This window comes from Micromonospora sp. CA-248260, assembly GCF_050942205.1.
GTDB classification, from domain to species: domain Bacteria; phylum Actinomycetota; class Actinomycetes; order Mycobacteriales; family Micromonosporaceae; genus Micromonospora; species Micromonospora antibiotica.
Genome location: NZ_CP192021.1, coordinates 2,420,647 through 2,446,870, shown reverse-complemented (window position 1 = coordinate 2,446,870; position 26,224 = coordinate 2,420,647). Strand labels below are relative to the sequence as shown.

The window sequence follows — 26,224 nt, the reverse complement described above, 5'->3', positions numbered from 1 at the left end:
GACGCCGCGGTCCCGACCCGGCGTTGAGTGGTTCGCAGGCGGCCCGGTTGCGCGCCGCACCCGGTCCCGCAGGCACCGCAGCCGATCCCGCAGGCACCGCAGCCGATCCCGCAGGCACCGCAGCCGATCCCGCAGGCACCGCAGCCGATCCCGCAGGCACCGCAGCCGATCCCGTGGACGCACCGACCGGAGCCGACCCGCCCCCCGCACCGTCCGACGAGACCGGTGGCACCGGGGTGGTCCGGCCACAGCCGGGACGGCACGACACGACCGGGCCGCCGACCAGGACGTCCCGTGCCGGCAGGCCCGATGGCGGCGAGAACGGCAACACTCGGCACCCGTCACCGGGAGTCATCATCAGTCGACCCCGCCGCCTGACGGTCGTCCCCTTTGCTCTGCCGCCCTCACCGCGACAGTTACCTCAGGTAGCCATGCATGAGAAGACCAGCGAATCACACGCCGCAAGGAAAGGCAGCTCAGGTCGGTGGCGCTCCGAGGGCAGCAGAGCAAAGCGCGGAAGGGTAGGAGCACGAGGGGGGAGCCGTTGTCACGGCGCGTCACACCCGCCGACCTGTCACCGAAAGTCACCGACTTCGAGGGACGGACGGAGTAACCGGGTGACGCATGACGTCGGCACGACCCCGGGCGAAGCGGCGGGGCCGGAAGAGCCGTCCCCACCCGCGCGGCACACCCGACGCGCCCGCCGCACGGCACACCCGACGCGCCCGCCGCAGGGGGTGGCGACGTGGTTGCAGCACACCCCCGTGCCTGCGGGCAGGCACGGGGGTGGTGAAACGCCGGAGGGGACGGTCAGGTCAGGCGCGGGCGGCCAGCTTGGCGGCGCGCGCGTCGCGCTTCTCCTCGAACCGGGACGCGGCCTGCTCCAGGCCGTCCAGGTGGGCGGCGATCCGGTCGCGGGCGGCCTCGCCCTCGGCGTCCAGACCGACGACGTTGAACACGTCCCACTGGCGCAGCACCGGGGCCACCACGTCGTCGCGGTGCTGACGCAGGTCGTAGATGCCGGCGAGGGCGATCGTCACCGACTTGCGGGCGAACCCCTCGATACCCACCCCGGGCATCTGGAAGTCTGCCAGCACCTCGTCGATGGCTCGCATGGTCTGGTTCGGGTCCACCTCGAGGGCCGCGCCGAGCAGATTGCGATAAAAGATCATGTGCAGGTTCTCGTCGGCCGCGACGCGACCCAGCAACGCCTCGCAGACCGGGTCACCGGTGATCCGGCCGGTGTTGCGGTGCGAGATGCGGGTCGCCAGCTCCTGGAACGACACGTACGCCAGCGAGCGCAGCATCGACGTGTCGTGCGAGTTGCTGTAGCCGGCGGTCATGTGCACCATCCGGGCCCGCTCCAGGGCCACCGGGTCGACCGCCCGGGACACCGTGAGGTAGTCCCGGATGGCGGTACCGTGCCGACCCTCCTCGGCGGTCCACCGACCCACCCACGTCCCCCACGCCCCGTCCGGACCGAACAGGGTGGCGATCTGATGGTGGTACGACGGCAGGTTGTCCTCGGTGAGCAGGTTGACGATCAACGCCGTCCGGGCCACCTCGGGCAGGGTAGAGTCCCCCTCCGACCACGCCTCGCCGCCGAGCGGGCCGTCGAAGGTCCGCCCTTCGCTCCACGGCACGTACTCGTGCGGAAACCACTCCTTGGCCACCGAGAGGTGACGGTCGAGGTTCTTGGCGACCACGGGTTCGAGTTCGTGCAGCAGCGCGGTCTGGCTCAGCTCGGTCACAGGGCCCCTCCCTACGGTGGCGTAACTTACGCCACCGTAGGTCCCCGTCGGCGTACGCGCCAGTAACTGAGACTCAGCCGACCAGCGGCTTCAGGTCCGCGTGGGGCGGCGTCCACTCGGCCGGCACGGCGTTCACCTGCTCGCCCGAACGGATGTCCTTGACCTGGTCACCCTCGGCACCCCGGAACCACACGTACGGGATACCACGCCGCTCGGCGTAGCGGATCTGCTTGCCGAACTTCGCCGCGTTCGGCGACACCTCGGTCGGGATCCCCCGCGACCGCAGCACCTCGGCGACCGCGTTGCTGCCCGCCCGCTCCTCCTCGGCTCCGACCGCGACCAGCACACAGGTCGGCACGCTGCGCGAGACCGACAGCGCCCCGGCGCCGAAGAGCAGACCGAGCAGCCGGGTCACCCCGATCGAGATGCCGACCCCCGGGTACGACACGGCACCGGCGCTGGCCAGGTTGTCGTACCGGCCACCGGAGCAGATCGAACCGAACCGCTCGTAGCCGAGCAGCTGGGTCTCGTAGACGGTGCCGGTGTAGTAGTCCAGGCCCCGGGCGATCCGCAGGTCGGCGACGCAGAGCCCCGGCGCGTGCGCGGCGGCGGTCTCCACCACCGCGACCAGCTCGGCGATGCCCTCGTCGAGCAGCGGGTCGCTCACCCCGAGGGCGCGCACCGCGTCGGCGAAGGAGGCATCCGGGGCGGAGATCCCGGCCAGCGCCAGGCACGCCTTCGCCTGGGCCGCGCTCGCTCCCGCCGTCTCGGCCAGCAGGTCGGCCACCTTGTCCGGGCCGATCTTGTCGAGCTTGTCGACCGCGCGCAGCGCCGCCTCCGGGTCGGTCAGCCCGATGCCCCGGTAGAACCCCTCACAGATCTTGCGGTTGTTCACCTGGATCAGCACCGGCGGGATCGGCAGCGACCGCAGCGCGTCCCCGATCACCAGCGGCATCTCCGCCTCGTAGTGCGCCGGCAGGGTGTCCCGGTCGACGATGTCGATGTCGGCCTGGAGGAACTCCCGGTAGCGCCCCTCCTGCGGGCGCTCACCCCGCCACACCTTCTGGATCTGGTAGCGGCGGAACGGGAACTGGAGCTTGCCGGCGTTCTCCAGCACGTACCGGGCGAACGGCACGGTCAGGTCGAAGTGCAGGCCGAGCGCATCGTCACCGGCCGGACCATCCGCGTCGGCCTGCAACCGGCGCAGCAGGTAGACCTCCTTCGAGGTCTCCCCCTTACGCAGCAACTGGTCCAGTGGCTCCACCGACCGGGTCTCCAGCGGCGCGAACCCGTACAGCTCGAAGGTGTGCCGGATCCGGTCGAGGACGAACTGCTCGATCATCCGCTGCGACGTGGTCCACTCCGGGAAGCCGGACAGGGGCGTGGGCTTGCTCATGGCGTACTCCTTGCGGGTCCGCGCCGGGCGCGGTGAGAGCGAAAGGTCCGCGCGCGGCGCGGAGGAGAAGCTAGAGGCCGCGGGTGGGCGCGGCCGGACGTGCGCCACCGGGGCCCGCCACGTCGACCAGGTACGGGTTGCGCACCCGCTCGCGGCCGATGGTGGTCCTCGGGCCGTGGCCGGGCAGCACGACCGTGTCGTCGGCCAACGGGAGGACCTTCTCCCGCAGGCTGGCCAGCATCCGGGGCATGCTGCCGCCGGGCAGGTCGGTGCGACCGATCGAGCCGGCGAAGAGCACGTCACCGGAGAGGCAGAGCTGGTCGGCCTCCCAGGGCGAGCCGGTGCCGGGCAGCCGGAACAGCACCGACCCGCCGGTATGGCCCGGCGCGTGGTCGACGGTGATCTCCAGGCCGGCCAGCGCCAGCGTCGCCCCGTCGGTCAGCTCCGCGACGTCGTCCGGCTCGGTGTACGGCAGCCGGCCGCCGAACAGCGCGGTGAGGTCCATCGACAGCGCCTTGGTCGGGTCGGCCAGCAGCTCCCGGTCCTCCGGGTGGACGTACGCCGGGATGCCGCGCGCGCCGCAGACCGGGGCGACGGAGAAGGTGTGGTCGAGATGGCCGTGGGTGAGCAGCACGGCGGCCGGGTGCAGGCGGTGCTCGGCGAGCACGGCGTCGAGCCGGTCGAGCACCCCGATACCGGGGTCGACCACCACGCACTGCTCCCCCGGCGCGGTCGCCACCACGTAGCAGTTGGTGCCGAAGGCGTCCGCGGGAAAGCCGGCCACGAGCACGTCCGCTCCCCTTTCGTTCGAGTCGTCCGTCTCCTGGGCAGCCTAGTCGTCGGCGCGAGCCGACATCCGCGCCCACCCGCACCACGGGCCCCGTACGGCACAGTGACGCACTTTGATAAACCCAGGCCGGCCCTCGTACACCACTTTCACAGCGGGTACCCGTACACTCTGGCGGGCGTGTGGCGTGGCGCACCTGCGGACATCGTGGCGCGTACGGCCCGACCGCCGGTGACGACCAGGGTAGAGGAGGGGAGCACGGGTGGCTTCCAGCAGGGACCGGCAGCGCAAGCTCGCGCGGGAGAAGCTCGACCGGCAGTTGGCCCGGCGGGCCGCCGCCGCCCGACGGCGTCGGCAGATCCAGGCCGGGGTCGGTGCGGCCGTGGTGCTGGTGCTGATCGTGGCCGGCGCGGCCTGGGGGCTGGGTGCCTTCGACAGCGACCCCGAGCAGAAGGCCGCCGAGGACGTCTGCCTCTGGACGCCGCAGGACGCGGCCGCCAACACCAACCTCAAGGACGTCGGCACCCCGGCCACCACCGGTCTGCCCACCACCGGGGTACGCACCATGACGATCGACACCGACCAGGGCGGCCCGGTCACCGCCGAGCTTGACCTCGCCGCGGCGCCGTGCGCCGGGGCGAGCATCGCCCACCTGGCCGGCAAGTCGTTCTACGACAACACCAAGTGCCACGAGATCACCACCGAGGGTGCGTTGCGTTGCGGCGACCCGAGCGGCACCGGCCTGGGCGGCCCCAGCTACTCGTTCTACAACGAGAACGTGCCGACCGCGCCCGAGGCGAGCCCCTCGGCCAGCCCGCCGCCCGGGCAGCCGCCGACCTACCCCAAGGGCACGGTCGCGATGATCAGCAACCCGCCGGGCGCCAACGGCAGCCAGTTCCTGATCTTCTTCAAGGACTCCAGCCCGGCCCAGCCGGCGTACCCGATCATCGGCCGGATCACCGGCGGCCTCGACGTGGTCGAGAAGATCGGCGCCCAGCCGACCGTGGACAACGGGGCGGGCGCCAAGGTCAAGCCCAAGACCGACGTGCTGATCCGCAAGCTGACCGTCGGCGAGGCGCAGGCCGCGCCGGCTCCGGCGACCGGTTCCCCGGCCGCGTCCCCGGCGGCCAGCCCCAGCGCCGGCTGAGCCGGCCCACCACCCGTACCTGCGGCCACGCCGCGCCAGAGAAAGCCCAGGAGGAGTGACCGTGACGTCCACGAGAGAGCGGCAGCGCGCGGCGGCGCGGGCCCGACTTGAGCGGGAGATGGCCGAACGTTCGGCCAAGGCCCGCAAGCGCCGGCAGACGCAGGCGATCGTCGGGGCCGCCGCGATCCTGGTGCTCGTGGTCGCCGGCACCGTCTGGTTGGCGACCAGCCTCGGCGGTGATGACGACGACAACAAGCAGCAGACCGCCAGCACCGAGGGCTTCTCGCAGTGCACCTATACCGAGGCGCCCAAGGAGGGCCGGCCCGCCCAGATCAAGGACGTCGGGCTGCCCCCCAACCAGCAGGCCAACAAGGGCACCCAGACGATGACCCTGGAGACCAACCTGGGCCCGATCGTCGCCAAGCTCGACCGGACCAAGGTGCCCTGCACCGCCGGCAGCTTCACCCACCTGGCCAGCAAGGGCTTCTTCGACAACACCAAGTGCCACCGGCTGGTGACCGAGGGCATCAAGGTGCTCCAGTGCGGTGACCCGAGCGCGACCGGCGCCGGCTGGCGGCAGACCGACGGCACCGGCGGGCCGAGCTACGGCCTCGCCGAGGAGAACCTGCCGACCGACAAGCGGCCCCCCTACCCGGAGGGCGTCATCGCGATGGCCAACTCCGGGCAGCCGGGCAGCACCGGCAGTCAGTTCTTCATCGTCTACGGCGACTCGCAGCTCGACGCGAAATACACCGTGCTGGGCACCGTCACCTCCGGAATGGACCTGGTCAAGCAGGTCGGGGCGGCCGGCGACGACAAGGCGTACGCCCAGCAGGCGGGGGGTGGCCACCCCAAGAAGGAGGTCACCATCACCAAGCTGACCATGAGCGACATCGAGGGCTGACCGCACCGTACGACGAAGCGCCCGCCGGCTGAGCCGGCGGGCGCTTTCGTTACCCCGGTGTCCGCAACACTCCCGGGGACCCTACGGACCCACGGATCCGGAGGCGGTCGGGTGGTCCGCCCGGTGGGGTCCCAGGCCCGTCAGGCGCCGGAGGTGACCCGGTAGGCGTCGAAGACCCCGTCGACCTTGCGGACGGCGGCCAGCAGGTGCCCCAGGTGCTTCGGGTCGGCCATCTCGAAGCTGAACCGGCTCACCGCCACCCGGTCCCGGGTGGTGGTGACCGTCGCCGACAGGATGTTGACCCGCTCCTCGGAGAGCACCCGGGTGACGTCGGCCAGCAGCTTGTGCCGGTCGAGTGCCTCCACCTGGATGGCCACCAGGAACGTGGAGGCGGAGGTGAGCTTCCAGCTGACCTCCACCACCCGCTCGGCCTGGGCCCGCAGGTCCTCGGCGTTGGCGCAGTCGTCGCGGTGCACGCTGACCCCGCCGGAGCGGGTGACGAACCCGAAGACCGAATCCGGGGGCACCGGCGTGCAGCACCGGGCCAGCTTGATCCAGACGTCGCTGACGCCCCGCACCACCACCCCGGGATCGCTGCTGTTCTGCCGGCTGTGCGGCGGACGGGTGGCGACGGCGGTCTCGGCGATGTCCTCCGCCGCGCCCTCCTCACCGCCGTACGCGGCCATCAGCTTCTGCACCACCGACTGCGCCGACACCTGGCTGTCGCCGACCGCCGCGTAGAGCGACGCGACGTCGGCGAGGTGCAGGTCCCGGGCGATCGCCATCAACGCGTCGGAGGTGAGCATCCGCTGCAACGGCATGCCCTGCTTGCGCATCGCCTTGACGATCGAGTCCTTACCGGCCTCGATCGCCTCCTCACGCCGCTCCTTGTTGAAATACTGGCGGATCTTGGTACGCGCCCGGGGGCTCTTGACGAAGCTCAGCCAGTCCTGCGTCGGACCGGCCGTGTCGGACTTCGAGGTGAAGATCTCGATCACGTCGCCGTTGGACAGCGCCGACTCCAACGGCACCAGCTTGCCGTTGACCCGTGCCCCGATGCACTTGTGCCCGACCTCGGTGTGCACCGCGTACGCGAAGTCCACAGGCGTCGACCCGGTCGGCAGCGGGATGACGTCCCCCTTGGGGGTGAAGACGTACACCTCCTGGCTGGACAGGTCGAAGCGCAACGCGTCGAGGAACTCCGACGGGTCGGCGGCCTCCCGCTGCCAGTCCAGCAGCTGCCGCAGCCAGGTCATCTCGTCGATGTGCGCGGGCGGGCCGACGATCTGGGTGCCCTTGTGCTCCTTGTACTTCCAGTGCGCGGCGATACCGAACTCGGCGGTGCGGTGCATCGCGTAGGTGCGGATCTGCATCTCCACCGGCTTGCCGGTGGGCCCGATGACCGTCGTGTGCAGCGACTGGTACATGTTGAACTTGGGCATCGCGATGTAGTCCTTGAACCGGCCCGGCACCGGCTGCCAGTTGGCGTGGATGACCCCCAACGCCGCGTAGCAGTCCCGCACCGTGTCGACCAGGATGCGCACCCCGACCAGGTCGTAGATGTCGTTGAAGTCCCGCCCCCGCACGATCATCTTCTGGTAGATCGAGTAGAGGTGCTTCGGCCGGCCGGTCGTCTCCGCCTTGATCTTCGCGGCCTTGAGGTCGGTGCCGACCTTCTGGGTGACCTGCTTGAGCAGCGACTCCCGCTGCGGCTGGTGCTCCCCGATCAGCCGGAGGATCTCCTCGTAGCGCTTGGGGAACAGGGTGCCGAAGGCCAGGTCCTCCAGCTCCCACTTGATCGTGTTCATACCGAGGCGGTGGGCCAGCGGAGCCAGGATCTCCAGCGTCTCCTTGGCCTTCTGCTCCCGCTTGGGCGCCGGCAGGAAGGACAGCGTCCGCATGTTGTGCAGCCGGTCGGCCAGCTTGATCACCAGGACCCGGGGGTCCTTCGCCATCGCCACGACCATCTTGCGGATCGTCTCCGCCTTGGCTGCGTCGCCCAGCTTGACCTTGTCCAGCTTCGTCACGCCGTCGACGAGCAGGGTGACCTCGGGACCGAAGTCGGTGCGCATCTGGTCGAGGGTGTACTCGGTGTCCTCGATCGTGTCGTGCAGCAGCGCCGCCACCAGCGTGGTGGTGTCCATTCCCAGGTTGCCCAGGATGGTCGCCACCGCCAGCGGGTGGGTGATGTACGGGTCACCGGACTTGCGGTACTGACCGGAGTGCCACCGCGCGGCGGTGTCGAAGGCACGCTGGAGCAGCCGGGCATCCGCCTTGGGGTGGTTTTCCCGGTGGCTGGCGATCAGCGGTTCGAGCACCTCGCTGACCTGGGAACTCTGCCAGGGGGCGTTGAACCGGGCCAGCCGCGCCCGCACCCGACGCCCGGTCGGCGCGTTGGACAACGCGAAACCGGCGCTCGGGGACGGGTCGTCGTCGAGCGCCGCCCCGGCTGCCATGCCGTCGAGCGTGGCACCGACGTCGTCGCCGACCCCCGCCGGGCCGACCGGTGGGTCGTTCTTCCGAGCGGTCACCGCGCCGTCAGCGTCGCCTGTCGGGTGCACCGTGCCCTCCACCGGAGGGACGACATCGTGGGACACCGGCCTCCTCACCGATCGCCGGGACCACGCCGGCCGTGCGGCCGACGCCTGTCTTCCAACCGGCCGTCGCGCCGGCATGTTCCCATCGGCCGCCGTCGGGGCCGATGGCGTTACCCGCCGGCCCCCGGCCGACGCCCTGCCCGCCGCCCGGACGGGTGATCGCCCGGTCAGCAATGGGCAATGCTACCCGCACGGTAGGTGCCGTGCCGCTCCGCCGGACGGTCCGTCCCAGGTCGGCGGGACGACCGGGCGTCACACGGTCAGCAGGGCATGGACCGGACGCCCGGCGAGCCGCTCCCGCCCACCCAGGAAACCCAACTCCAGCAGTACGGTGAACCCGGCCACCGTGCCACCGGCCCGCTCGACCAGATCGAGGGTCGCCTCGGCGGTGCCACCGGTGGCCAGCACGTCGTCGACCACCAGCACCCGGTGCCCGGCGGTGAAGGCGTCCTGGTGCACCTCGAGCGTCGCCTCGCCGTACTCCAGGGCATAGGAGGCCGAGTACGCCGGCCGGGGCAGCTTGCCCGCCTTGCGCACCGGCACCACCCCCATCCCGGTCGCGTACGCGATCGCGGCGGCGATCACGAAGCCCCGGGCCTCGATGCCGACCACGATGTCGAAGCTGTCCCGCCCGTGGTGGTCGATGATGCCGTCGATCACCTCGCGGAACACGTCGCCGTCGGCGAACAACGGCATCAGGTCCTTGAACAGGACACCGGGCTTGGGGAAGTCCGGCACGTCCAGCACCCGGCTGGCGACCAGCCGGGCGACCTGCGGGCCGCTGTCTCCCCGTACCGCGGTGCTGTGGGTCTCCGTCACGATGGTCGATTCTCCTTCGCTACGACGACGGCGTCCGCCATGCTGCTCGCACAGCATGGCGGACGCCGTCGACTCGACGTGTGGCGGGTCGCCCGTCGGTCAGCGCCGCTTCGCGCCACCGGGGCGGTTGCCCCCGCCGCCGCTGGGACGACCACCCCGGGCACCGGTCGCCCGCTTGGCCGCCGGCCGGGAACCGACCTTCGGCGCGCTGCCGGCCAGGGCCGCCGCCTCGGGGTCGATCGGCTCGTCGGCAGCGTCGTCGCCGGCCGCCTGCCGGGCCGCGCCACGCGGGACGACCTCGCCCCGGGCGATCGCGCCCCGCCGGGCCAGCACCCGCTTGGTGTGCGCCTCGATGCGCGGGTCATAGTTCTTGAGCAGCACCAGCAACGGGGTGGACAGCAGGATCGAGGTCAGGAACGCCATCGCCATACCGACGAAGAGCACCAGGCCCAGGTCCTTCAGGGTGCCCGCGCCGAGCAGGCCGGCACCGATGAAGAGCAGACCGCCGACCGGGAGCAGGGCGACCACCGAGGTGTTCAACGACCGCATCAGGCTCTGGTTGAGCGCCAGGTTGGCCGCCTCGCCGTAGGTCTGGTTGTTGTTGGCCGTGATGCCCCGGGTGTTCTCCTGGACCTTGTCGAAGACCACCACCACGTCGTAGAGCGCGAAGCCCAGAATGGTGAGGAACCCGATGATCGTCGACGGGGTCACCTCGAAGCCGACCAGCGAGTAGATGCCGGCGGTGAGGATCAGGTTCATGAACAGCGAGATGATCGCCGCGACCGCCATCCGCCACTCGAAGCGCAGCACCAGGTAGGCCGCCACCACCAGGACGAAGATGATCAGGCCGAGCAGCGCCCGGGAGGTCACCTGGCTGCCCCAGGCCTCGCTGACCTGGCTGCCGCTGATCTGGTCGGCGTTGATGCCGAACTCCTGCGCCATCTCGGCCTTGACCGCGTTGGCCTGGTCGGCGCTGAGCTGCGAGGTGCGCAGCTCGTAGTACTCGCCGCTGGTGCTGCCGACCTTCTGCGCGGTCACCACCTCGGCGCCGCCGCCCTCGGCCGCCAGCGCGTCGTTGACCTTGCCCTCGGCCTGGTCTAGGGTGCCGACGCTGGCCGGCACCTGGAACGAGTTGCCGCCGGCGAACTCGATGCCCAGGCTGAAGCCGCGCACCGCGAAGCTGAGCACGGCGATCAGCACCAGCACGCCGGCGACGGTGAACCACAACTTGCGCCGGCCGACGATGTTGAGACCGGCCTCGCCCCGGTAGAGCCGGGACGCCAGACCACTCTTAGCCATCTCAGGCCTCCTTGACGCGCGAGTTGCGGGCGGTGGCCGGGTCGGCCGAACGGGCTGGCAGGGCCCGACCGAGGCCGCTGACCCGGGGCGACAGGAACGCCGGGGTCCGGGCGAACATCGTCATGATCGGGTGCCGGAAGAGGAAGACGACCACCAGGTCGAGGACGGTCGCCAGGCCGAGGGCGAAGGCGAAGCCCTTCACCGTGCCGACCGAGACGATGTAGAGGACCACGGCGGACATCAGGGTGATCGCGTTGGCCGAGATGATCGTCCGGCGGGCCCGGATCCAGGCCCGGCCCACCGCGCTACGCGGGCTGCGCCCCTCCCGGATCTCGTCCTTGAGCCGCTCGAAGTAGATGACGAACGAGTCCGCCGCCACACCGAGCGAGACGATCATGCCGGCGATGCCGGCGAGGGTGAGGGTGAAGCCGATCGACCGGCCGAGCACCACCAGCGCGCCGAAGACCAGCAACGCGGAGAGCACCAGGCTCAGGAAGATGACCGAGCCGAGCAGCCGGTAGTAGAAGAACGAGTAGATGATGACCAGCAGCATGCCGATGCCGGCGGCCAGCAGACCGGCCCGCAGGTGGCTGTCGCCCAGCGTCGCGGTGACGTTCTGCTGCTCCTGCGGCACGAAGGTGACCGGCAGCGCGCCGTAGCGCAGCTGGCTGGCCAGCGCGTTGGCCGACGTGTTGTCGAAGCTGCCGGTGATCTGCGAGTCGCCGGTCAGCACGCCCTGGATCTCGGGCGAGGAGACGATCTCGTTGTCCAGCACCACGGCCACCCGGCACTTGCCGTCCTGGCCCAGGGCCGTCTGGTCGCAGCCGCCGCCGGTGTTGTTGAACGCTTCCCGGGTCAGCTCGGTCCACTTGGACTGGCCGTCGCCGGTGAAGTTCAGGCTGACCACCCAGGTGCTGGCCTGGTCGAGGACGGCGTTGGCGTCCTTGACGTCGGTGCCGAGCACCTTGGCCTGGTCGAGCAGGTACTTCGCCGCACCACCCTCACAGGCGACCGCCTGCTGCTTCTCGTCCTTGATCGACGCGGGGGGCCGCTTGTCGAGCTGGGCGCAGGTGATGGTCGGCACGTTGAACTGCATCTGCGGGCTCAGCACCGCGATCTCCTGCGGGGAGAGCGTGCCGAACGGCTTGAGCGTCTCCGCCAGGGCCGGGTTGGTGGCCAGGTCGGCCGGAGCCTGGAGCCCGCTCGCGGCGGCCCAGGCCGGTGCACCGACCTTCTTCTCGACGGCCTTGCGCTGCTCCTCGATGCTCTGCGACACCGGCGCCTCGGTGGCGCTGGGCGAGGCGGCCGGGGCGCTCGGCGAGGCCGACCCGGACGGGGAGGCGCTCGGGCTGGCGCTCGGCGCGGGGGCGCCACCACCCTGCCCACCGGCGCTCGGCGAACCGGTCACCTTCGGCGCCGCACTGCCGGAGGCCTTCGGCGACGCGCTGCCCGACGGAGCCGGGGAGGCGCTACCCGACGGGGCCGGCGACGCACTGCCGGACGGAGCCGGAGCGGCGACCGTACCGCTGCCGTCGGCGGCCTTGAGCACCTTGCGGAAGCGCAGCTCCGCGGCGCTGCCGACGTCGGTCAGCTCCCGGTTCTCACCGGGCAGGGAGATGACGATGTTCCGGTTGCCCTCGGTGACCACCTCGGCCTCGGCCACCCCGTAGGCGTTGACCCGGCTCTCGATGATCTGCCGGGCCTCCTCCAGGTTGGCCGACGTCGGGGGCTTGCCGTCGATGCTGTTGGTCGCCTCCAGCGTCAGCCGGGTGCCACCGATGAGGTCCAGGCCGAGCCGTGGCTCCAACCGGTCCTTCCAGCTACCGCTGGCGCCGCCCGAGAAGAACACCAAGGAATAGAGGACGACGAAGATGATCCCGAGCACGGCGAGCTGCCGCCCGGGGCGCATCTGTCCCTGAGGTGGTGCCACGGCTGTCTGTCTCCCTGTAACGGTCGCGCCGCCGGCGCAGCGGCGACGAGGTCGGAGCGGGGTTCCCGCCCCGACGTGCTCTGCGCGGACCGCTCCCGACCGTGCGGCACGGCGTACCACCGCCGACGTGGGGGCGTCGGACGGCGGGGCGCGCGTGCCGGCCCCGGGGACCGGCCCACCTATCCAGTTGTCCTGTCACGCCCACCCCGGCGGGGCGGGCGGACACTCACTCCTTGACGGCTTCCGCGTCCTCGATGACCGGCTCGTCGGCCTCCGGACGCTCCGCCCGGGTGACCACCCGGGCGATGGCCGGCCGGGCGTAACGGGACTGCACGCCGGGGGCCACCTCCAGCAGCACGGTGTCGTCCTCGACGCCCACGACCGTGCCGTAGAGCCCGCCGATGGTGACGACCTCGTCACCGGGGCCGAGCGCGGACTGCATGGCCTCGGCCTCGCGGCGGCGCTTCTGCTGCGGCCGGATCATCATGAAGTACATGACCCCGAAGAGCAGGGCGATCATGATGATCGGCGTCAGACTGCCGGCGCCTCCGCCGGACTGTGCTGCGTAAAGCACGGTGTGCGACCTTCCCATTGGCCCCCGTTCGGCGCGGTGCGCGCCGGAGCGGAGGCGGATATTCACATCCTGTACAGACCGCGGCGAGTCTAATCCCTGCACCTGGGAACGCCGAATGCGGCGCAGATCACGTTCAGATCACGGTGGATCGGGCGCGTTCGAGAACAGATCAGGCACAGCGGGGGCTTCCATGCCAAATGTACCATTTGGTGGTGTCCGGCCGAGGTGCCGCCAGGCCGCCTCGGTGGCCACCCGCCCCCGGGGCGTACGGGCCAGCAGTCCAGCGCGGACGAGGAACGGCTCGCAGACCTCCTCCACCGTGTCCGGCTGCTCCCCCACCGCCACCGCCAGGGTGGACAGGCCCACCGGCCCGCCCCGGAACGAGTCGACCAGCGCGGTCAGCACCGCCCGGTCCAGCCGGTCCAGCCCCAGGGCGTCCACGTCGTAGACGGTCAGGGCAGCGCGCGCGGTCTCCAGGGTGACCACCCCCTCGGCCCGGACCTCGGCGTAGTCGCGCACCCGGCGCAGCAGCCGGTTGGCGATCCGGGGCGTGCCCCGGGACCGGCCGGAGATCTCCACCGCCCCCTCCGGGGTGATCGGCACGCCCAGGATGCGCGCCGACCGGTGCAGCAACGCCTCCAGGTCGGCCGGGGAGTAGAAGTCGAGGTGCGCGACGAAACCGAACCGGTCCCGCATCGGACCGGTCAGCAGGCCGGACCGGGTGGTGGCACCGACCAGGGTGAACGGCTCCACGTCCAGCGGGATCGCGGTGGCCCCCGGCCCCTTGCCGACGATCACGTCGACCCGGAAGTCCTCCATCGCGCTGTAGAGCAGCTCCTCGGCCGGCTTGGCGATCCGGTGGATCTCGTCGATGAACAGCACGTCGCCCTCGGCGAGGCTGGTCAGGATGGCGGCCAGGTCGCCGGAGCGCTCGATCACCGGCCCGCTGGTCACCCGGATACCGGAACCCAGCTCGGCGGCCACGATATTGGCCAACGTCGTTTTCCCGAGGCCAGGAGGCCCCGACAGGAGGATGTGGTCGGGTGGGGCGCCGCGCCGCATCGCGCCCTGCAACAGCAGGTCGAGCTGGTCGCGGACCCGGTGCTGGGCGATGAACTCGTCGAGCCGCTTCGGCCGGACGCTGACCTCGGCGTCCCGCTCCGCGTCGTCGGCGTACGCCGAGACGAGGCCGTCGCCGGTCATGCCGGCCGCCCCGGCCGCGACCGCGCCACGGCGGTCATCGGGTCCGGCCGAGCAGTCGGATGGCCTGCTTGAGCAGGACCGGCACCGGCGGGGTGGGGCCGTCGACGGTCTCCGCCACGGCGGCCACCGCCTGGTCGGCCTGCCCGGCCGTCCAGCCGAGCCCGACCAGCGCCTGGCGGACCTGGTCCGGCCAGGCCCCGGCGGTCACCCCGGCCGCGCCGTCGGGCCCCACCGGCACCGGACCGATCCGGTCACGCAGCTCCAGGACCAGCCGCTCGGCGCCCTTCTTGCCGATCCCCGGGACCCGGGTCAGGGCGGCGGTGTCGGCGTTGGCGATGGCCTTGCGCACCGCGTCCGGGGTGTGCACGGCCAGCACCGCCTGGGCCAGCCGCGGGCCGACCCCGCTGGCCGTCTGGAGCAGCTCGAACAGCTGCTTGGCGTCGTCGTCGGCGAAGCCGTAGAGGGTGAGCGAGTCCTCCCGGACCACCAGGCTGGTGGCGAGCCGGGCCGGCTGGCCGACCCGCAGCTCGGCCAGGGTGCCGGGGGCGCACTGCACCGCCAGGCCGATCCCCCCGACCTCCACCACGGCATGGTCCGGACCGGTCGCGGTCACCGTGCCGCGCACGCTGGCGATCATCGTGCTCCTCCTCGTCGTACCCGGTCGGCGGCCTCGGCCAGCTTGGACCGGGTGCCGCCCCGCCACACGTGGCAGATGGCCAGGGCCAGGGCGTCCGCCGCGTCGGCCGGCTTGGGCGGCTCGGCCAGCCGCAGCAGCCGGGTGACCATGGCGGTCATCTGCTTCTTGTCGGCCTGACCGGACCCGGTCACCGCGGCCTTGACCTCGCTCGGCGTGTAGGTCTGCACCGGCAGCCCGGCCCGCGCCCCGGCCAGCACGGCGATCCCGCTGGCCTGGGCGGTGCCCATCACGGTGCGCACGTTGTGCTGGCTGAACACCCGCTCCACGGCGACCGCGTCGGGCCGGTGCTCGGCCACCAGGTCGGTCAACGACCGGTCCAGGTGCAGCAGGCGCAGCGACAGGTCGTCGGCGGGATCGGTGTAGACGACGTAGTAGGCGACCAGCGAGCAGGGGCGGCCCGGCACGCCCTCGACCACGCCGACCCCGCACCGGGTCAGCCCCGGGTCGACGCCCAGCACACGCACGCCGTCTCCTCCAGGCCCCTCGACAGTACGGGTGTTCGACACCCTACTGGTCCACCCCGACACGCCGGTGGGCGGACACGCCGCCCACCGGTGGGTCTCAGCGGGTACGCAGGCCGTCGAGCACGCCGTCGACGACCCGTTCGGGGAGCAACCGGTCGTCCAGCTCCGGATGCCAGCGCAGCAGCCGCTGGACCAGCATCGGCCCGGTGAGCAGCGCCATGGCCACCTCGATGTCGAGATCGGCGCGCAGTTCGCCGGTGGCCACGCCCCGGCGGAGCACCTCCCGCATGATCTTGCGGCGGGGCTCGATGATGTTCTGGTAGAGCTGGAAGTGGTCCGGGCTGCGGTTCACCTCGGGCACCAGGCACGGCATGATCCGCTCGGCCCGGGGGTCGATGTTGTGCCCGACCGCACCGACCAGCAGCACCAGGTCGTCGCGCACGGAGTGCCCGGCCGGCTGGGGGACCACCCCCTTGAGCCGGCGCAGGGCGTCGAGCAGCAGGGCGTCCTTGCCGGGCCAGCGGCGGTAGATGGTGGCCTTGCCCACCCCGGCGCGGGCCGCGATCGCCTCGATCGACAGTGCCTCGAGGGTGCTGCCCTCGGCGAGCAGGTCCAGGGTGGCCTCGATGATGGCCTCGTCCGCGCGGACGCTCCGCGGTCGCCCGGGCGACCGCGGAGCATCGGCGGTGGGGTTCATGTCAGACATTGTTCCCGGCCCTATGTGGTTGCGGCCAGTTCCCGCTCCGCCACCGGCGTCGCGTCGGTGGCCGTGGCGGTGCGGCCTGGCATCCAGCGCAGCACGATGAGGATGCCGAGGGCGGCCACCACCGCGGAGATCGCCGCCGCCCAGTGCATGGCCGAGACGAACGCGTCGTTGGCCGCCGCGATCAGCTTCGGTGCCGCCGGGCCGACCTGCGCCGCCGCCGCGTACGCCCCGGAGACCGACTCGGTGGCCGCCTCCCGGGCGGGGGCGGGCAGGCTGTCGACGGTCGCGGCGATGTCCTGCCGGTAGACGGCGGACAGCACCGAGCCGAGGACCGCGACGCCCAGCGCGCCGGCGACCTGGCGGACGGTGTTGCTGACCGCCGAGCCGACGCCGGCCTTCTCCCGGGGCAGCGCCGACATGATCGACTCGGTGGCCGGGGGCATGATGTTCGCCATCCCGACGCCCTGGAGGAAGAAGGCCACTAGCACCACCCAGATCGGCGTGGTGGCGTCGATGAAGGCGAACGCGGCCAGCGCCACGGCGGTCAGCACGAGGCCGACCGTGGCGACCGCCCGGCCGCCGTACCGGCGCACCATCGCGGCGCTGCGCGGCGCGAAGACCAACTGGGCCCCGGCGAACGGCAGGAAGAACAGGCCGGTCTCCAACGGGCTGTAGCCCCGGACCAGCTGCATGTAGAACGAGCTGAAGAACATCACGCCCATCGCGGCGAAGAAGACCAGGCCGACGATCGCCACCGGCGCGGCGAACCGGGGCACCCGGAACAGCCGGACGTCCAGCGACGGGTGGTCGCTGCGCCGCTCGTGCTCGACGAACCAGGCCAGCACCGCCACTCCGCCCAGGATGGCGGCCCAGACCGTGGGCCGGCCGAAGCCGTGCTCGCCGCCGTCGATGATGCCGTAGGTCAGCGCGACCAGTCCGACGACCGACAGCAGCACGCCGAGGATGTCGACCCGGCCGGGCCGGGGGTCGCGGGACTCGGGCACCAGCAGGGCGACCAGCAGCACGCCGAGTACCACCACCGGCACGTTGATCAGGAAGACCGAGCCCCACCAGAAGTGCTCCAGCAGCGCGCCGCCGAGGATCGGGCCGATCGCCACCGCCAGGCCGACCGCGCCGGCCCAGACGCCGATCGCGCGGCCCCGTTCCCGGGGGTCGAACACGTTGGAGATGATCGACAGGGTGACCGGCATGATCGCCGCGCCACCGATGCCCATCAGGGCGCGGGCCGCGATCAGCTGGCCGGGGCTCTGCGCGTACGCCGACAGCAGGGACGACAGGCCGAACAGGACCAGGCCGATGAGCAGGAACCGGCGGCGGCCGGCCCGGTCCCCGAGCACCCCGAAGGTGAACAGCAGGCCGGCGAAGACGAGGGTGTAGGAGTTGATCGCCCATTCCAGCTCGCCCTGGCTGGCCCCGAGACCGTGCACCGGGTCGGCCAGGGTACGCAGCGCGACGTTGAGGATGGTGTTGTCGAGGACGACGACGAGCAGGCTGACCACCAGCACGCCGAGGATCGCCCATCGTCTCGGATGTCCGGTGTTCTCGTGCGGTTGCATACGCTCCGGTGCTCCCCCCGGTTCACCCGTACCGGCAATACGATACGGGGCAGACTCGTAACGACACTCACCTTACGAGGGGGATGTTTCGATACGGCACCGGTTCGTATCGGATGTGGTGCGGGTCACGCCACCCTGGACGGTCGAAGCGCGACTCAGGCCGGCACACCGCACGCGGCCAGGGCAGCGGAGAAGCTGGTCAACCGGGTCGCCGGGGGCGGCAGGGGCCCGATCCAGCCCGGCCCGGCGGCGTACACGCGTACCCCCGGGACATCGCGGCCGAAGCGGACCAGACGGTACGCGCGGCCGGTGACCGGCGTCTGCGACCAGACCACCACGACCTGAGGGCGGGCCCGCAGCACGGCGGAACGCAGCGCCGCCCAGGGCAGGTCCGGCCCCAGGTGCAGGCAGCCCCGACCCTGCTCGCGCAGCGCGGCGGCCACCGCGTGCAGGCCCAGGCAGTGCGCCTCGTGCTCGGCACCGGCGAGCAGCACACCGTCGGCGCGCAACTGCCGCACGGGAGCACGGCGGTGCACGTCCAGCCCGATCCGGATGCCCTCGGACAGGGCGTGCTCGACGGCGATCTCGGCGGCGTCGCGCCCCCGCAGCCCGGCCAGCATCGGCACGCAGAGCCGTTCCCAGGCCGCCCCCACCCCGGCGTCGGCGGCGAACTCCAGCACCAGCGCGGCGACCAGGTTGGCGTCGAGGTCCTCGGCGGCTGCCGCGAGCCGCCTGCGGGTCGTCTCGACGGCCTCCACCGGCATCGGATCTGTCAACACCAGACGCACCCCCGGGTAGCTCACCATTACCAGGGGATTCGCCCGGACGGCACGGTCTGGATGCGCCGTCGGTGGATTATCTGCGGCGGCTCAGTCCGTCAACGCCGTCAACGCCAGGTCCACGTCCGCCTCTGTGGTGTAGAGGTGGAACGCGACCCGGACCTGCCCGGCGCGCACCGCCGCCCGGACCCCGGCCCGCGCCAGCCGCTGCCGCGCGTCGGGCACCTCCACCGCGACGATCGCGCTGCGCCCCGGTGGTCTACCCAGCCCGGCCAGGAAGCGGTTAGCCAACCCCACGTCGTACGCGCCGATCACCGCCGGGCCGAGCGCGGCGACCAGTTCCAGGGCCGGCGCGGTGCCCACCCAGCTGAACCAGGCCGGGGAGATGTCGAACCGGCGGGCGTCGTCGGCCAACCGCAGCGGCGGACCGTAGTAGGTGGAGTGCGGGTCCTTACCCGCGTACCAGCCGGCGGCGTCCGGCCGCATCCGCTCCCGCAGCGCCGGAGCCAGATAGGCCAACGCCGAGCCGCGCGGCGACATCAGCCACTTGTACGTCCCCACCGCGACCGCGTCGGCCAGCGACCCGTCGAACGGCAGCCACCCGCACGCCTGGGTGGCGTCCACCACCACCAACGCGTCGTGCGCGCGGGCGGCGGCCACGATCTCGGCGTACGGGGCGACGGCCCCGTCGGCGGACTGCACCAGACTGAACGCCACCAGGTCGGTGCCGGCGTCGATCGCGTCCCGCAGACCAGCCAACGGCACGGTACGCACCCGCACCCCGCGCTCCTGCTGCACCAGCCAGGGGAACAGGTTGGAGGTGAACTCGACCTCCGGGACGACCACGGTGGCACCGGCGGGCAGGGCGGCGGCGATCGGCGCGAGCAGTTGCGACACGGTGCTGGCCACCGCGACGTCCGCCACCGGCACCCCGATCAGCCCGGCGAAGGCCTCCCGGGACCGCCCGGTCGCCTCTCCCCACCCCTCCCACGAGGTACGCCCCACCCGCCAGTCGGCCAGCGCGCCCTGCACCGCCGTCCAGACCGGCTCGGGTGGGAGCCCGTAGCTGGCGGTGTTCAACCAGCCCGGCTCCGGCTGCCACAGCTCGCGTGCCTGTTCCAGCTCCATGCCACCGACGCTAGCCACTCCCCCCGCCCGCGCGTCAGCGCCAATCCGGGCCGGGTGGCCCGGACCGGGCCCTGGTCCTGGTCCTGGTCCGCCCTGGCCCTGGGTCGGGCCCTGCTCCTGGCCGTGGTCCTGGGTCGGGCGCTGGTCCTGGCCGTGGTCCTGGGTCGGGCGGGACGGCAGTGGCGGGAGCCTCGGCAGGCCACAGTGCTGGTCCGGGCTTGACAGGGTGCCCTAGGTTGAAGATCAACATTGTGACCAACCCGGAAGGGTGATCCTCCATGCCGGTCGGCTTCACGTTCGCCGTCATTCTCGCCATCGGGCTGGCGATCGCCGGTGCGGTGCTGCTCATCGCCCGCAACCCGGGCGTCAAGCGCATCGCCGCGCTGGTCGCGCTCGGCTGCCTGGCCGGAACAGTGCTCTTCGGCGTGGGAGCGAGCGCGCACTCCGTGCCGATCCGCTCGGTCGGCATCGTCACCAGCTTCAACAAGCCGACCGGCGAGGTCACCGGCTCCGGTCTGAAGTGGGTCGCCCCCTGGCAGAAGGTCGGCGAGTGGGACGCCGGCCGGCAGAAGTACGACCACATCGGCGGCGACCAGTGTGTCCGGGTCCGCACCGGCACCCTCGCCGACGCCTGCGTGGAAGTGCTGATCGAGTGGCAGGTCAAGCCCGAGAACGCGCCGAAGCAGTTCATGGACTACAAGGGCGACTTCGAGAGCTTCCGGGGCCAGCGGGTGGGGGTGCAGCTGGACAGCGCGGTCAACGACGCCTTCGCCACCTACAACCCGCTGGAGAAGATCGACGCCCGGACGGGCAACCTGAACGTCGACCTGAAGCCGTTCGCCGAGGGCATCCGGGGCAACGCCGAGGGCCGGCTCTCCGGCGACGTCGACATCCTGTCCGTCACCATCACCCGGGTCAACCACGACGACAAGACCGAGGGCAACATCAAGGCCTTCCAGGACAAGCTCGCCCAGACCCGCAACCTCGAACAGGACCGCAAGAACGCCGAGATCCAGAAACAGATCACCGAGACCAACGCCAAGGTCGACAAGGTGTCCCGCTGCCTGGAGATCGCCGAGAAGAACGGCTCCACCCCCGGGCTGTGCATCAACCCGGGCATCGTCACCGGCGGCAAGTGACGACCGGCCGGTCTGTGCGACGAGCGCCGCGCTGTCGTGCGGGGACGACGCGCTGGCCGCTCGATCCTTGTTGTAGTGGCATCCGCGCAGGGGGAAACCACCGGAACAAGGATCGAGCACGATCTTGCCGCCGACCGACGTGGAGCTGACCTGCCAGCGGGTCAGCTGACGTTGGCGGGGCCGAGGACGCTCTTGAGGTCGCCCATCAGCGCGGTGGTGGCGGCCACCCGGAACGGTCCGAGCCGCAGGGTGGTCACCTTGCCGCCGTTGAGCAGCTTGACGTGCACCTCGGTGTCGCCCGGGTGCAGCACCAGGGTCTCCTTGAGCCGTTCCACCAGCGGTGGCGTGCAGCGGTGCACCGGGATGGTCAGCGTCACCGGTTTACTGCCGGGGGTGCTGCTGACGTCCGGCATGGACATGTCCATCGCCATGATCCGGGGGGTGTCGTCACGCCGGTCCACCCGGCCCTTGACCACCACGATCGCGTCCTCGGCGATGTACTGGCCGATCACCTCGTAGGTGTTCGGGAAGAACAGCGTCTCCACCCCGCCGGCCAGGTCCTCCAGGGCCGCCGACGCCCAGGCCCGCCCCTGCTTGGTGACCCGGCGCTGCACGCCGGAGAGGATGCCCGCCAGGGTGACCACCGCCCCGTCCGGGACGGTGCCCTCCTCCGACAGCGCGGCGATGGTGGTGTCGGCCGCCGCGCCGAGGACGTGTTCCAGCCCGAACAGCGGATGGTCGGAGACGTAGAGGCCGAGCATCTCGCGTTCGAAGGCGAGCTTGTCCCGCTTGTCCCACTCCGCGTCGCCGATGGTCGGCATCACGGTGGTGCTGCCGGTGTCGGCGTCACCGAAGCCCGCCCCGAACAGGTCGTACTGGCCGACGGCCTCCTTGCGCTTGACGTCGGCGAAGGCGTCGATGGCGTCGGCGTGCACGGCGAGCAGGCCCTTGCGGGTGTGCCCCAGCGAGTCGAACGCACCCGCCTTGATCAGTGATTCGATGGTCTTCTTGTTGCAGACCACCGCGTCGACCTTGGACAGGAAGTCGTAGAAGTCGGCGTACTCGCCCTTCTCCTCGCGGCATCGCATGATCGCCGCGACCACGTTCGCCCCGACGTTGCGGACCGCGGCCAGGCCGAAGCGGATGTCCTTGCCGACCGGGGTGAACGGGCCGGCCGAGGTGTTCACGTCCGGCGGCAGCACCTGGATGCGCATCCGGCGGCACTCCGACAGGTAGAGCGCCATCTTGTCCTTGTCGTCACCGACTGAGGTCAGCAGCGCCGCCATGTACTCGGCCGGGTAGTGCGCCTTGAGGTACGCCGTCCAGTACGACACCAGGCCGTACGCCGCGGAGTGCGCCTTGTTGAAGGCGTACCCGGCGAACGGCACCAGGACGTCCCAGACCGCCTGGATGGCCTGGTCGGAGTAGCCGCGTTCGCGGCAGCCGTCCCGGAACGGGATGAACTCCTTGTCGAGGATCTCCTTCTTTTTCTTGCCCATCGCCCGGCGCAGCAGGTCCGCCTGGCCGAGGGTGTAGCCGGCGAGGATCTGCGCGGCGCGCTGCACCTGCTCCTGGTAGACGATCAGGCCGTGGGTGGGCGCCAGGATCTCCCGCAGCGGCTCCTCCAGCTCCGGGTGGATCGGGGTGATCTCCTGGAGGCCGTTCTTGCGCAGCGCGTAGTTGGTGTGCGAGTCGACACCCATCGGGCCCGGCCGGTAGAGCGCCAGCACGGCGGAGATGTCCTCGAAGTTGTCCGGCTTCATCAGCCGCAGCAGCGAACGCATCGGCCCGCCGTCGAGCTGGAACACGCCCAGGGTGTCGCCCCGGGCGAGCAGCTCGTAGGCGGGCTTGTCGTCCAGCTCCAGGCCCAGCAGGTCGAGTTCCCGACCGTGGTTGAGCTGGATGTTCTTGACCGCGTCGTCGATGATCGTCAGGTTGCGCAGGCCGAGGAAGTCCATCTTCAACAACCCGAGCGACTCGCAGGTCGGGTAGTCGAACTGGGTGATGATCGCCCCGTCGGCGTCCCGGCGGGTCAGCGGGATGTGCTCGATGATCGGCTCGGCCGACATGATCACCCCGGCGGCGTGCACCCCGGTCTGCCGGATCAGCCCCTCGATGCCCTTGGCGGTGTCGATCACCTTGCGGACGTCCGGGTCGGACTCGTAGAGGCCCCGGATCTCGCCGGCCTCGGCGTACCGGGGGTGCTTGGGGTCGAAGATGCCGGTGAGCGGGATGTCCTTGCCCATCACCGCCGGGGGCATCGCCTTGGTGATCCGGTCGCCGACCGCGTAGGGGAAGCCGAGGACCCGGGCCGAGTCCTTGATCGCGGCCTTCGCTTTGATCGTGCCGAAGGTGGCGATCTGCGCGACCTTGTCCTCGCCCCACTTGTCGGTGACGTACTTGATCACCTCGCCGCGCCGACGCTCGTCGAAGTCGATGTCGACGTCCGGCATCGAGACCCGCTCGGGGTTGAGGAACCGCTCGAAGATCAGGCCGTGCGGGATCGGGTCCAGGTCGGTGATGCCCAACGCGTACGCGACCAGCGAACCGGCTGCCGAGCCACGCCCCGGGCCGACCGCGATGCCCTGGTTCTTGGCCCACTGGATGAAGTCGGCGACCACCAGGAAGTACGACGGGAAGCCCATCTGGTTGATGACGCCCAGCTCGTACTCGGCCTGCACCACGTGGCCCTCGGGGATGCCCCCGGGGTAGCGGCGGGCCAACCCCTTGAACGTCTCCTTGCGGAACCAGGACTCCTCGGTCTCCCCCTCGGGCACCGGGAAGCGCGGCATCAGGTTGTGGAACTCGAACATCCCGCTCGGGTCGACCTTCTCGGCCACCAGCAGGGTGTTGCGGCAGCCCTGCTGCCAGAACTCCGAGGAGTCGACCGCGCGCATCTGGTCGGCGGACTTGACGAAGTAGCCGCCGCCCTCGAACCGGAACCGGTTGGGGTCGGCGACGTTGCTGCCGGTCTGCACGCAGAGCAGCACGTCGTGCGCCTCGGCCTGCGCCTCGTGGGTGTAGTGCGAGTCGTTGGTGACCACCGGCGGGATGTCCAGCTTGCGGGCGATGGTGATCAGATCCTCACGGACCCGCTGCTCGATGGAGAGCCCGTGGTCCATGATCTCCAGGAAGTAGTTCTCCTTGCCGAAGATGTCCTGGTAGGCGGCGGCGACCTTGAGCGCCTCGTCGAACTGGCCGAGCCGCAGCCGGGTCTGCACCGCGCCGGACGGGCAGCCGGTGGTCGCCATGATCCCCTCGGCGTGCTCGGCGATCAGCTCCATGTCCATCCGGGGCCACTTGACGTAGTGGCCCTCCATGGAGGCCCGGGAGTTGAGGGTGAACAGGTTCTTCAGGCCCTGCGCGTTGCGCGCCCACATGGTCTTGTGGGTGATCGCGCCGTTACCGGAGATGTCGTCGCTCTTCTGCTCCGGCCGGCCCCACTTGACCCGCGCCTTGTGATAGCGCGACTCCGGCGCCACGTACGCCTCGACGCCCAGGATGGGGGTGATCCCGGCCGCCATGGCCTGCTTGTAGAAGTCGTTCGCGCCGTGCATGTTGCCGTGGTCGGTGATCGCCACCGCCGGCATCCCCAGCCGGTTGGCCTCGGCGAAGAGGTCCTTCAACCGGGCCGCCCCGTCGAGCATCGAGTACTCGGTGTGCACGTGCAGATGCGCGAACGAATCGCCCATGCGTGGAATCCCCCCGGATCGGATCATGGGTCACGAGATCAGGCCGGTCCACGATAGCGCCGCCCGGAGAAGCCACTGAACCCGCCGCGCGGAGACCTCCGCGCGGAGGTCGTGCGGTCCCGCACGCCGTACACCGACAGTCACCGCGCGGCCCCGCAAAGCCCGACGCCGACGCGGACAGGGCTGCCCCCGCCCGGTCGGGCGGGGGCACCCCCACGACGCCCACCGGCGTCACCCGCGGATCAGACGACGGTGACGGAGACCTGACGGTTGTTCCCGGGGGTGGCGGTCAGTTGCACGGTCACCCCGCCGTAGGTGACGGTGTGGCCGATCGCGGTGAGGGTGGCGTTGACCAGCGCCTTCTCGTCCGTGCCACAACTGGTGACATCCGAGCCCGGGGTGCGGTCGACCACCTCGACCGGGAAGGGCCCGCCGATGGGGGGAACGCTCCCGCCGGGCGAGGCACCCCCGCTGAACACCGAGGTGGTCACCCGGTAGACCAGCACTCCGGGCTGGAAGCAACCCGACGACACGTCGAGCGCGCTGATCTGCCGGTTCTCCACCACCACGGCGGTGTTCCCGCCGGTGTGGACGACCACCGCCTTGGTGCCACCGGTCGTACCCAGGGGGGTCAGGACCGCCGACGCGCTCCCCGTCGTGGTCCGGCAGTCGATCTGGGAGTCGGTGAGCCAGCCCGCCTTCCACTTGTGCCAGGCGAACAGGTCGGGAGCCCGGGCGGAGATGAGGCCCATCAGGTCCCAGCCGCCCACCGCCCGGTGGATGCTGTCGGCCGAGTTGTACGAGTAGAGGTCCGGCAGCCCGAAGAGGTGCCCGGTCTCGTGGTTGAGGATCTTGTAGCCCCAGTAGTCGACGTCCTGACCGAAGGTGACGGCATGGCGCAGTTCGACCCCGTCGGCGGTCACTCCGTCACCGGGGGCCGCGACCCAGGCCGGCGATATGTCGAAGGTCGTCGCGGACTTCGGCGGCACCACGTAGACGATCTGGTAGAGGCTGAAGTCGATCGCGGAGTCCGCGGCGGCCACCGCGGCGGCCAGGTACGACCGCTGGATGGAAAAGTTCGATTTGTAGCCGGCGAAGCTGCCGTGGGTCTGCGGGATGTGCCGCCACGTGGTGTCGAAGGTCAACTGGAGGTTCAGCGCACCGTACGAGGACTGGGTGAAGACGTTCGGGGCGGCGCCGAACGTGCTGGTCCGGCCGGCCCGCTCCCCGCTGACCGGGGCCGCGTTGATGAAGTCCACGAACAGCACGATGCCCCGGACGGTGCCGGTCGGCGGCAGCCAGGTGGTGTAGTTGGTCGGCCCCTCGTGCTGCCACCCGGTCACCGGCGTGGGCAACTGGCAGGGGCTGACCAGTGTCGACCGGGCGGGCCCCGCCGCCGCCCCCGCTGTCGGCGGCCCTTCGGCCGGTGGCGCTGCCGTCGCCGGCACCGCCGGGGCGAGCAGCACGCCGGCCACCAGCACCGCGAGGGCCGCCCTGGCTCGAACACTCAGCGACACCCACCTCCTCCTACCGGACTTCTTGTCGTTCGCTGGTTCGCTCATGGAGCCGATCCTGCCAAGGTGCTCAGCCGGCTCGCATCGGCAGAAACCACCTAGTCCCCTGCGCCGGAGATCC

Annotated in this window: 20 protein-coding genes and 1 pseudogene; 4 read left to right on the top strand and 17 right to left on the bottom strand. The window is 71.2% G+C overall.

The annotated features are described in order from the left end of the window. Positions 1 to 815: 815 nt before the first annotated feature. The 3 genes from ACQP2H_RS10755 to ACQP2H_RS10745 form a co-directional block, all read right to left on the bottom strand. Entirely contained in the window at positions 816 to 1,751 is a 936-nt protein-coding gene (locus ACQP2H_RS10755; RefSeq protein ID WP_208569464.1) for an acyl-ACP desaturase, read from the bottom strand. A gap of 73 nt (positions 1,752 to 1,824) precedes the next feature. Beyond that, on the bottom strand, positions 1,825 to 3,147 hold the full coding sequence (gene hisS / locus ACQP2H_RS10750; RefSeq protein ID WP_433232458.1) for a histidine--tRNA ligase: 1,323 nt from the start codon (positions 3,145 to 3,147) through the stop codon (positions 1,825 to 1,827). Between the two features lie 70 nt (positions 3,148 to 3,217). Continuing rightward, positions 3,218 to 3,937: an MBL fold metallo-hydrolase gene (locus tag ACQP2H_RS10745; RefSeq protein WP_208569462.1), complete on the bottom strand. Its 720-nt coding sequence runs from the start codon at positions 3,935 to 3,937 to the stop codon at positions 3,218 to 3,220. Between the two features lie 259 nt (positions 3,938 to 4,196). Between ACQP2H_RS10745 and ACQP2H_RS10740 the strand changes: the two genes are divergently transcribed. Together ACQP2H_RS10740 and ACQP2H_RS10735 are read left to right on the top strand one after the other, a co-directional pair. Further along, positions 4,197 to 5,081, top strand: a complete 885-nt coding sequence (locus ACQP2H_RS10740) for a peptidylprolyl isomerase (RefSeq protein ID WP_363823761.1) — start codon at positions 4,197 to 4,199, stop codon at positions 5,079 to 5,081. A 61-nt stretch (positions 5,082 to 5,142) separates the two neighbouring features. Further along, positions 5,143 to 5,985 carry a peptidylprolyl isomerase gene (locus ACQP2H_RS10735; RefSeq protein ID WP_363823762.1) on the top strand — a complete coding sequence of 281 codons (843 nt, stop codon included), beginning with the start codon at positions 5,143 to 5,145 and terminating at the stop codon, positions 5,983 to 5,985. A gap of 140 nt (positions 5,986 to 6,125) precedes the next feature. Here ACQP2H_RS10735 and ACQP2H_RS10730 read toward each other — a convergent pair. From ACQP2H_RS10730 to ACQP2H_RS10675, 12 genes and pseudogenes are all read right to left on the bottom strand, one after another. After that, positions 6,126 to 8,405 (bottom strand): annotated as a pseudogene (locus ACQP2H_RS10730) (RelA/SpoT family protein); the annotation flags it as partial. A gap of 429 nt (positions 8,406 to 8,834) precedes the next feature. Beyond that, complete coding sequence (locus ACQP2H_RS10725) at positions 8,835 to 9,401, bottom strand: adenine phosphoribosyltransferase (protein WP_208569459.1); 567 nt, start codon at positions 9,399 to 9,401, stop codon at positions 8,835 to 8,837. A 99-nt stretch (positions 9,402 to 9,500) separates the two neighbouring features. Beyond that, a complete protein-coding gene (gene secF, locus ACQP2H_RS10720; protein WP_219469630.1) occupies positions 9,501 to 10,700 on the bottom strand; it encodes a protein translocase subunit SecF in 1,200 nt (399 codons plus the stop codon). A gap of 1 nt (position 10,701) precedes the next feature. Further along, positions 10,702 to 12,630 (bottom strand): protein translocase subunit SecD, encoded by a 1,929-nt coding sequence (gene secD, locus ACQP2H_RS10715; protein WP_219469627.1) that lies wholly within the window; start codon positions 12,628 to 12,630, stop codon positions 10,702 to 10,704. A gap of 226 nt (positions 12,631 to 12,856) precedes the next feature. Next, positions 12,857 to 13,222 (bottom strand): preprotein translocase subunit YajC, encoded by a 366-nt coding sequence (gene yajC, locus ACQP2H_RS10710; protein WP_244253083.1) that lies wholly within the window; start codon positions 13,220 to 13,222, stop codon positions 12,857 to 12,859. A 120-nt stretch (positions 13,223 to 13,342) separates the two neighbouring features. Beyond that, a complete protein-coding gene (gene ruvB / locus ACQP2H_RS10705; RefSeq protein ID WP_219469625.1) occupies positions 13,343 to 14,407 on the bottom strand; it encodes a Holliday junction branch migration DNA helicase RuvB in 1,065 nt (354 codons plus the stop codon). Positions 14,408 to 14,441: 34 nt separating this feature from the next. After that, on the bottom strand, positions 14,442 to 15,044 hold the full coding sequence (gene ruvA, locus ACQP2H_RS10700) for a Holliday junction branch migration protein RuvA (protein ID WP_208569454.1): 603 nt from the start codon (positions 15,042 to 15,044) through the stop codon (positions 14,442 to 14,444). After that, positions 15,041 to 15,568, bottom strand: coding sequence for a crossover junction endodeoxyribonuclease RuvC (gene ruvC / locus ACQP2H_RS10695; RefSeq protein WP_218108214.1), 528 nt, complete (start codon positions 15,566 to 15,568; stop codon positions 15,041 to 15,043). Before ruvC ends, ruvA begins: the two co-directional genes overlap by 4 nt. A gap of 97 nt (positions 15,569 to 15,665) precedes the next feature. Continuing rightward, on the bottom strand, positions 15,666 to 16,274 hold the full coding sequence (locus ACQP2H_RS10690; protein ID WP_219469622.1) for a TetR/AcrR family transcriptional regulator: 609 nt from the start codon (positions 16,272 to 16,274) through the stop codon (positions 15,666 to 15,668). Positions 16,275 to 16,285: 11 nt separating this feature from the next. Next, positions 16,286 to 17,851 (bottom strand): MFS transporter, encoded by a 1,566-nt coding sequence (locus ACQP2H_RS10685; RefSeq protein WP_208569451.1) that lies wholly within the window; start codon positions 17,849 to 17,851, stop codon positions 16,286 to 16,288. Between the two features lie 155 nt (positions 17,852 to 18,006). Continuing rightward, on the bottom strand, positions 18,007 to 18,630 hold the full coding sequence (locus tag ACQP2H_RS10680) for a transcriptional regulator (protein ID WP_433232448.1): 624 nt from the start codon (positions 18,628 to 18,630) through the stop codon (positions 18,007 to 18,009). Positions 18,631 to 18,720: 90 nt separating this feature from the next. Next, on the bottom strand, positions 18,721 to 19,758 hold the full coding sequence (locus ACQP2H_RS10675; RefSeq protein WP_433232446.1) for an aminotransferase class V-fold PLP-dependent enzyme: 1,038 nt from the start codon (positions 19,756 to 19,758) through the stop codon (positions 18,721 to 18,723). A gap of 54 nt (positions 19,759 to 19,812) precedes the next feature. On the opposite strand from ACQP2H_RS10675, the gene ACQP2H_RS10670 reads away from it, so the two are divergent. Both ACQP2H_RS10670 and ACQP2H_RS10665 read left to right on the top strand, forming a co-directional pair. Next, positions 19,813 to 19,980 carry a hypothetical protein gene (locus ACQP2H_RS10670; protein WP_357535872.1) on the top strand — a complete coding sequence of 56 codons (168 nt, stop codon included), beginning with the start codon at positions 19,813 to 19,815 and terminating at the stop codon, positions 19,978 to 19,980. Between the two features lie 56 nt (positions 19,981 to 20,036). Next, positions 20,037 to 20,897, top strand: a complete 861-nt coding sequence (locus ACQP2H_RS10665; protein WP_219469612.1) for an SPFH domain-containing protein — start codon at positions 20,037 to 20,039, stop codon at positions 20,895 to 20,897. Positions 20,898 to 21,058: 161 nt separating this feature from the next. Here the strand turns inward: ACQP2H_RS10665 and dnaE are convergent, their stop codons facing one another. Both dnaE and ACQP2H_RS10655 read right to left on the bottom strand, forming a co-directional pair. Next, entirely contained in the window at positions 21,059 to 24,589 is a 3,531-nt protein-coding gene (gene dnaE, locus ACQP2H_RS10660) for a DNA polymerase III subunit alpha (RefSeq protein ID WP_219469609.1), read from the bottom strand. Positions 24,590 to 24,831: 242 nt separating this feature from the next. Beyond that, complete coding sequence (locus tag ACQP2H_RS10655) at positions 24,832 to 26,151, bottom strand: hypothetical protein (protein WP_219469607.1); 1,320 nt, start codon at positions 26,149 to 26,151, stop codon at positions 24,832 to 24,834. Positions 26,152 to 26,224: the final 73 nt, after the last annotated feature.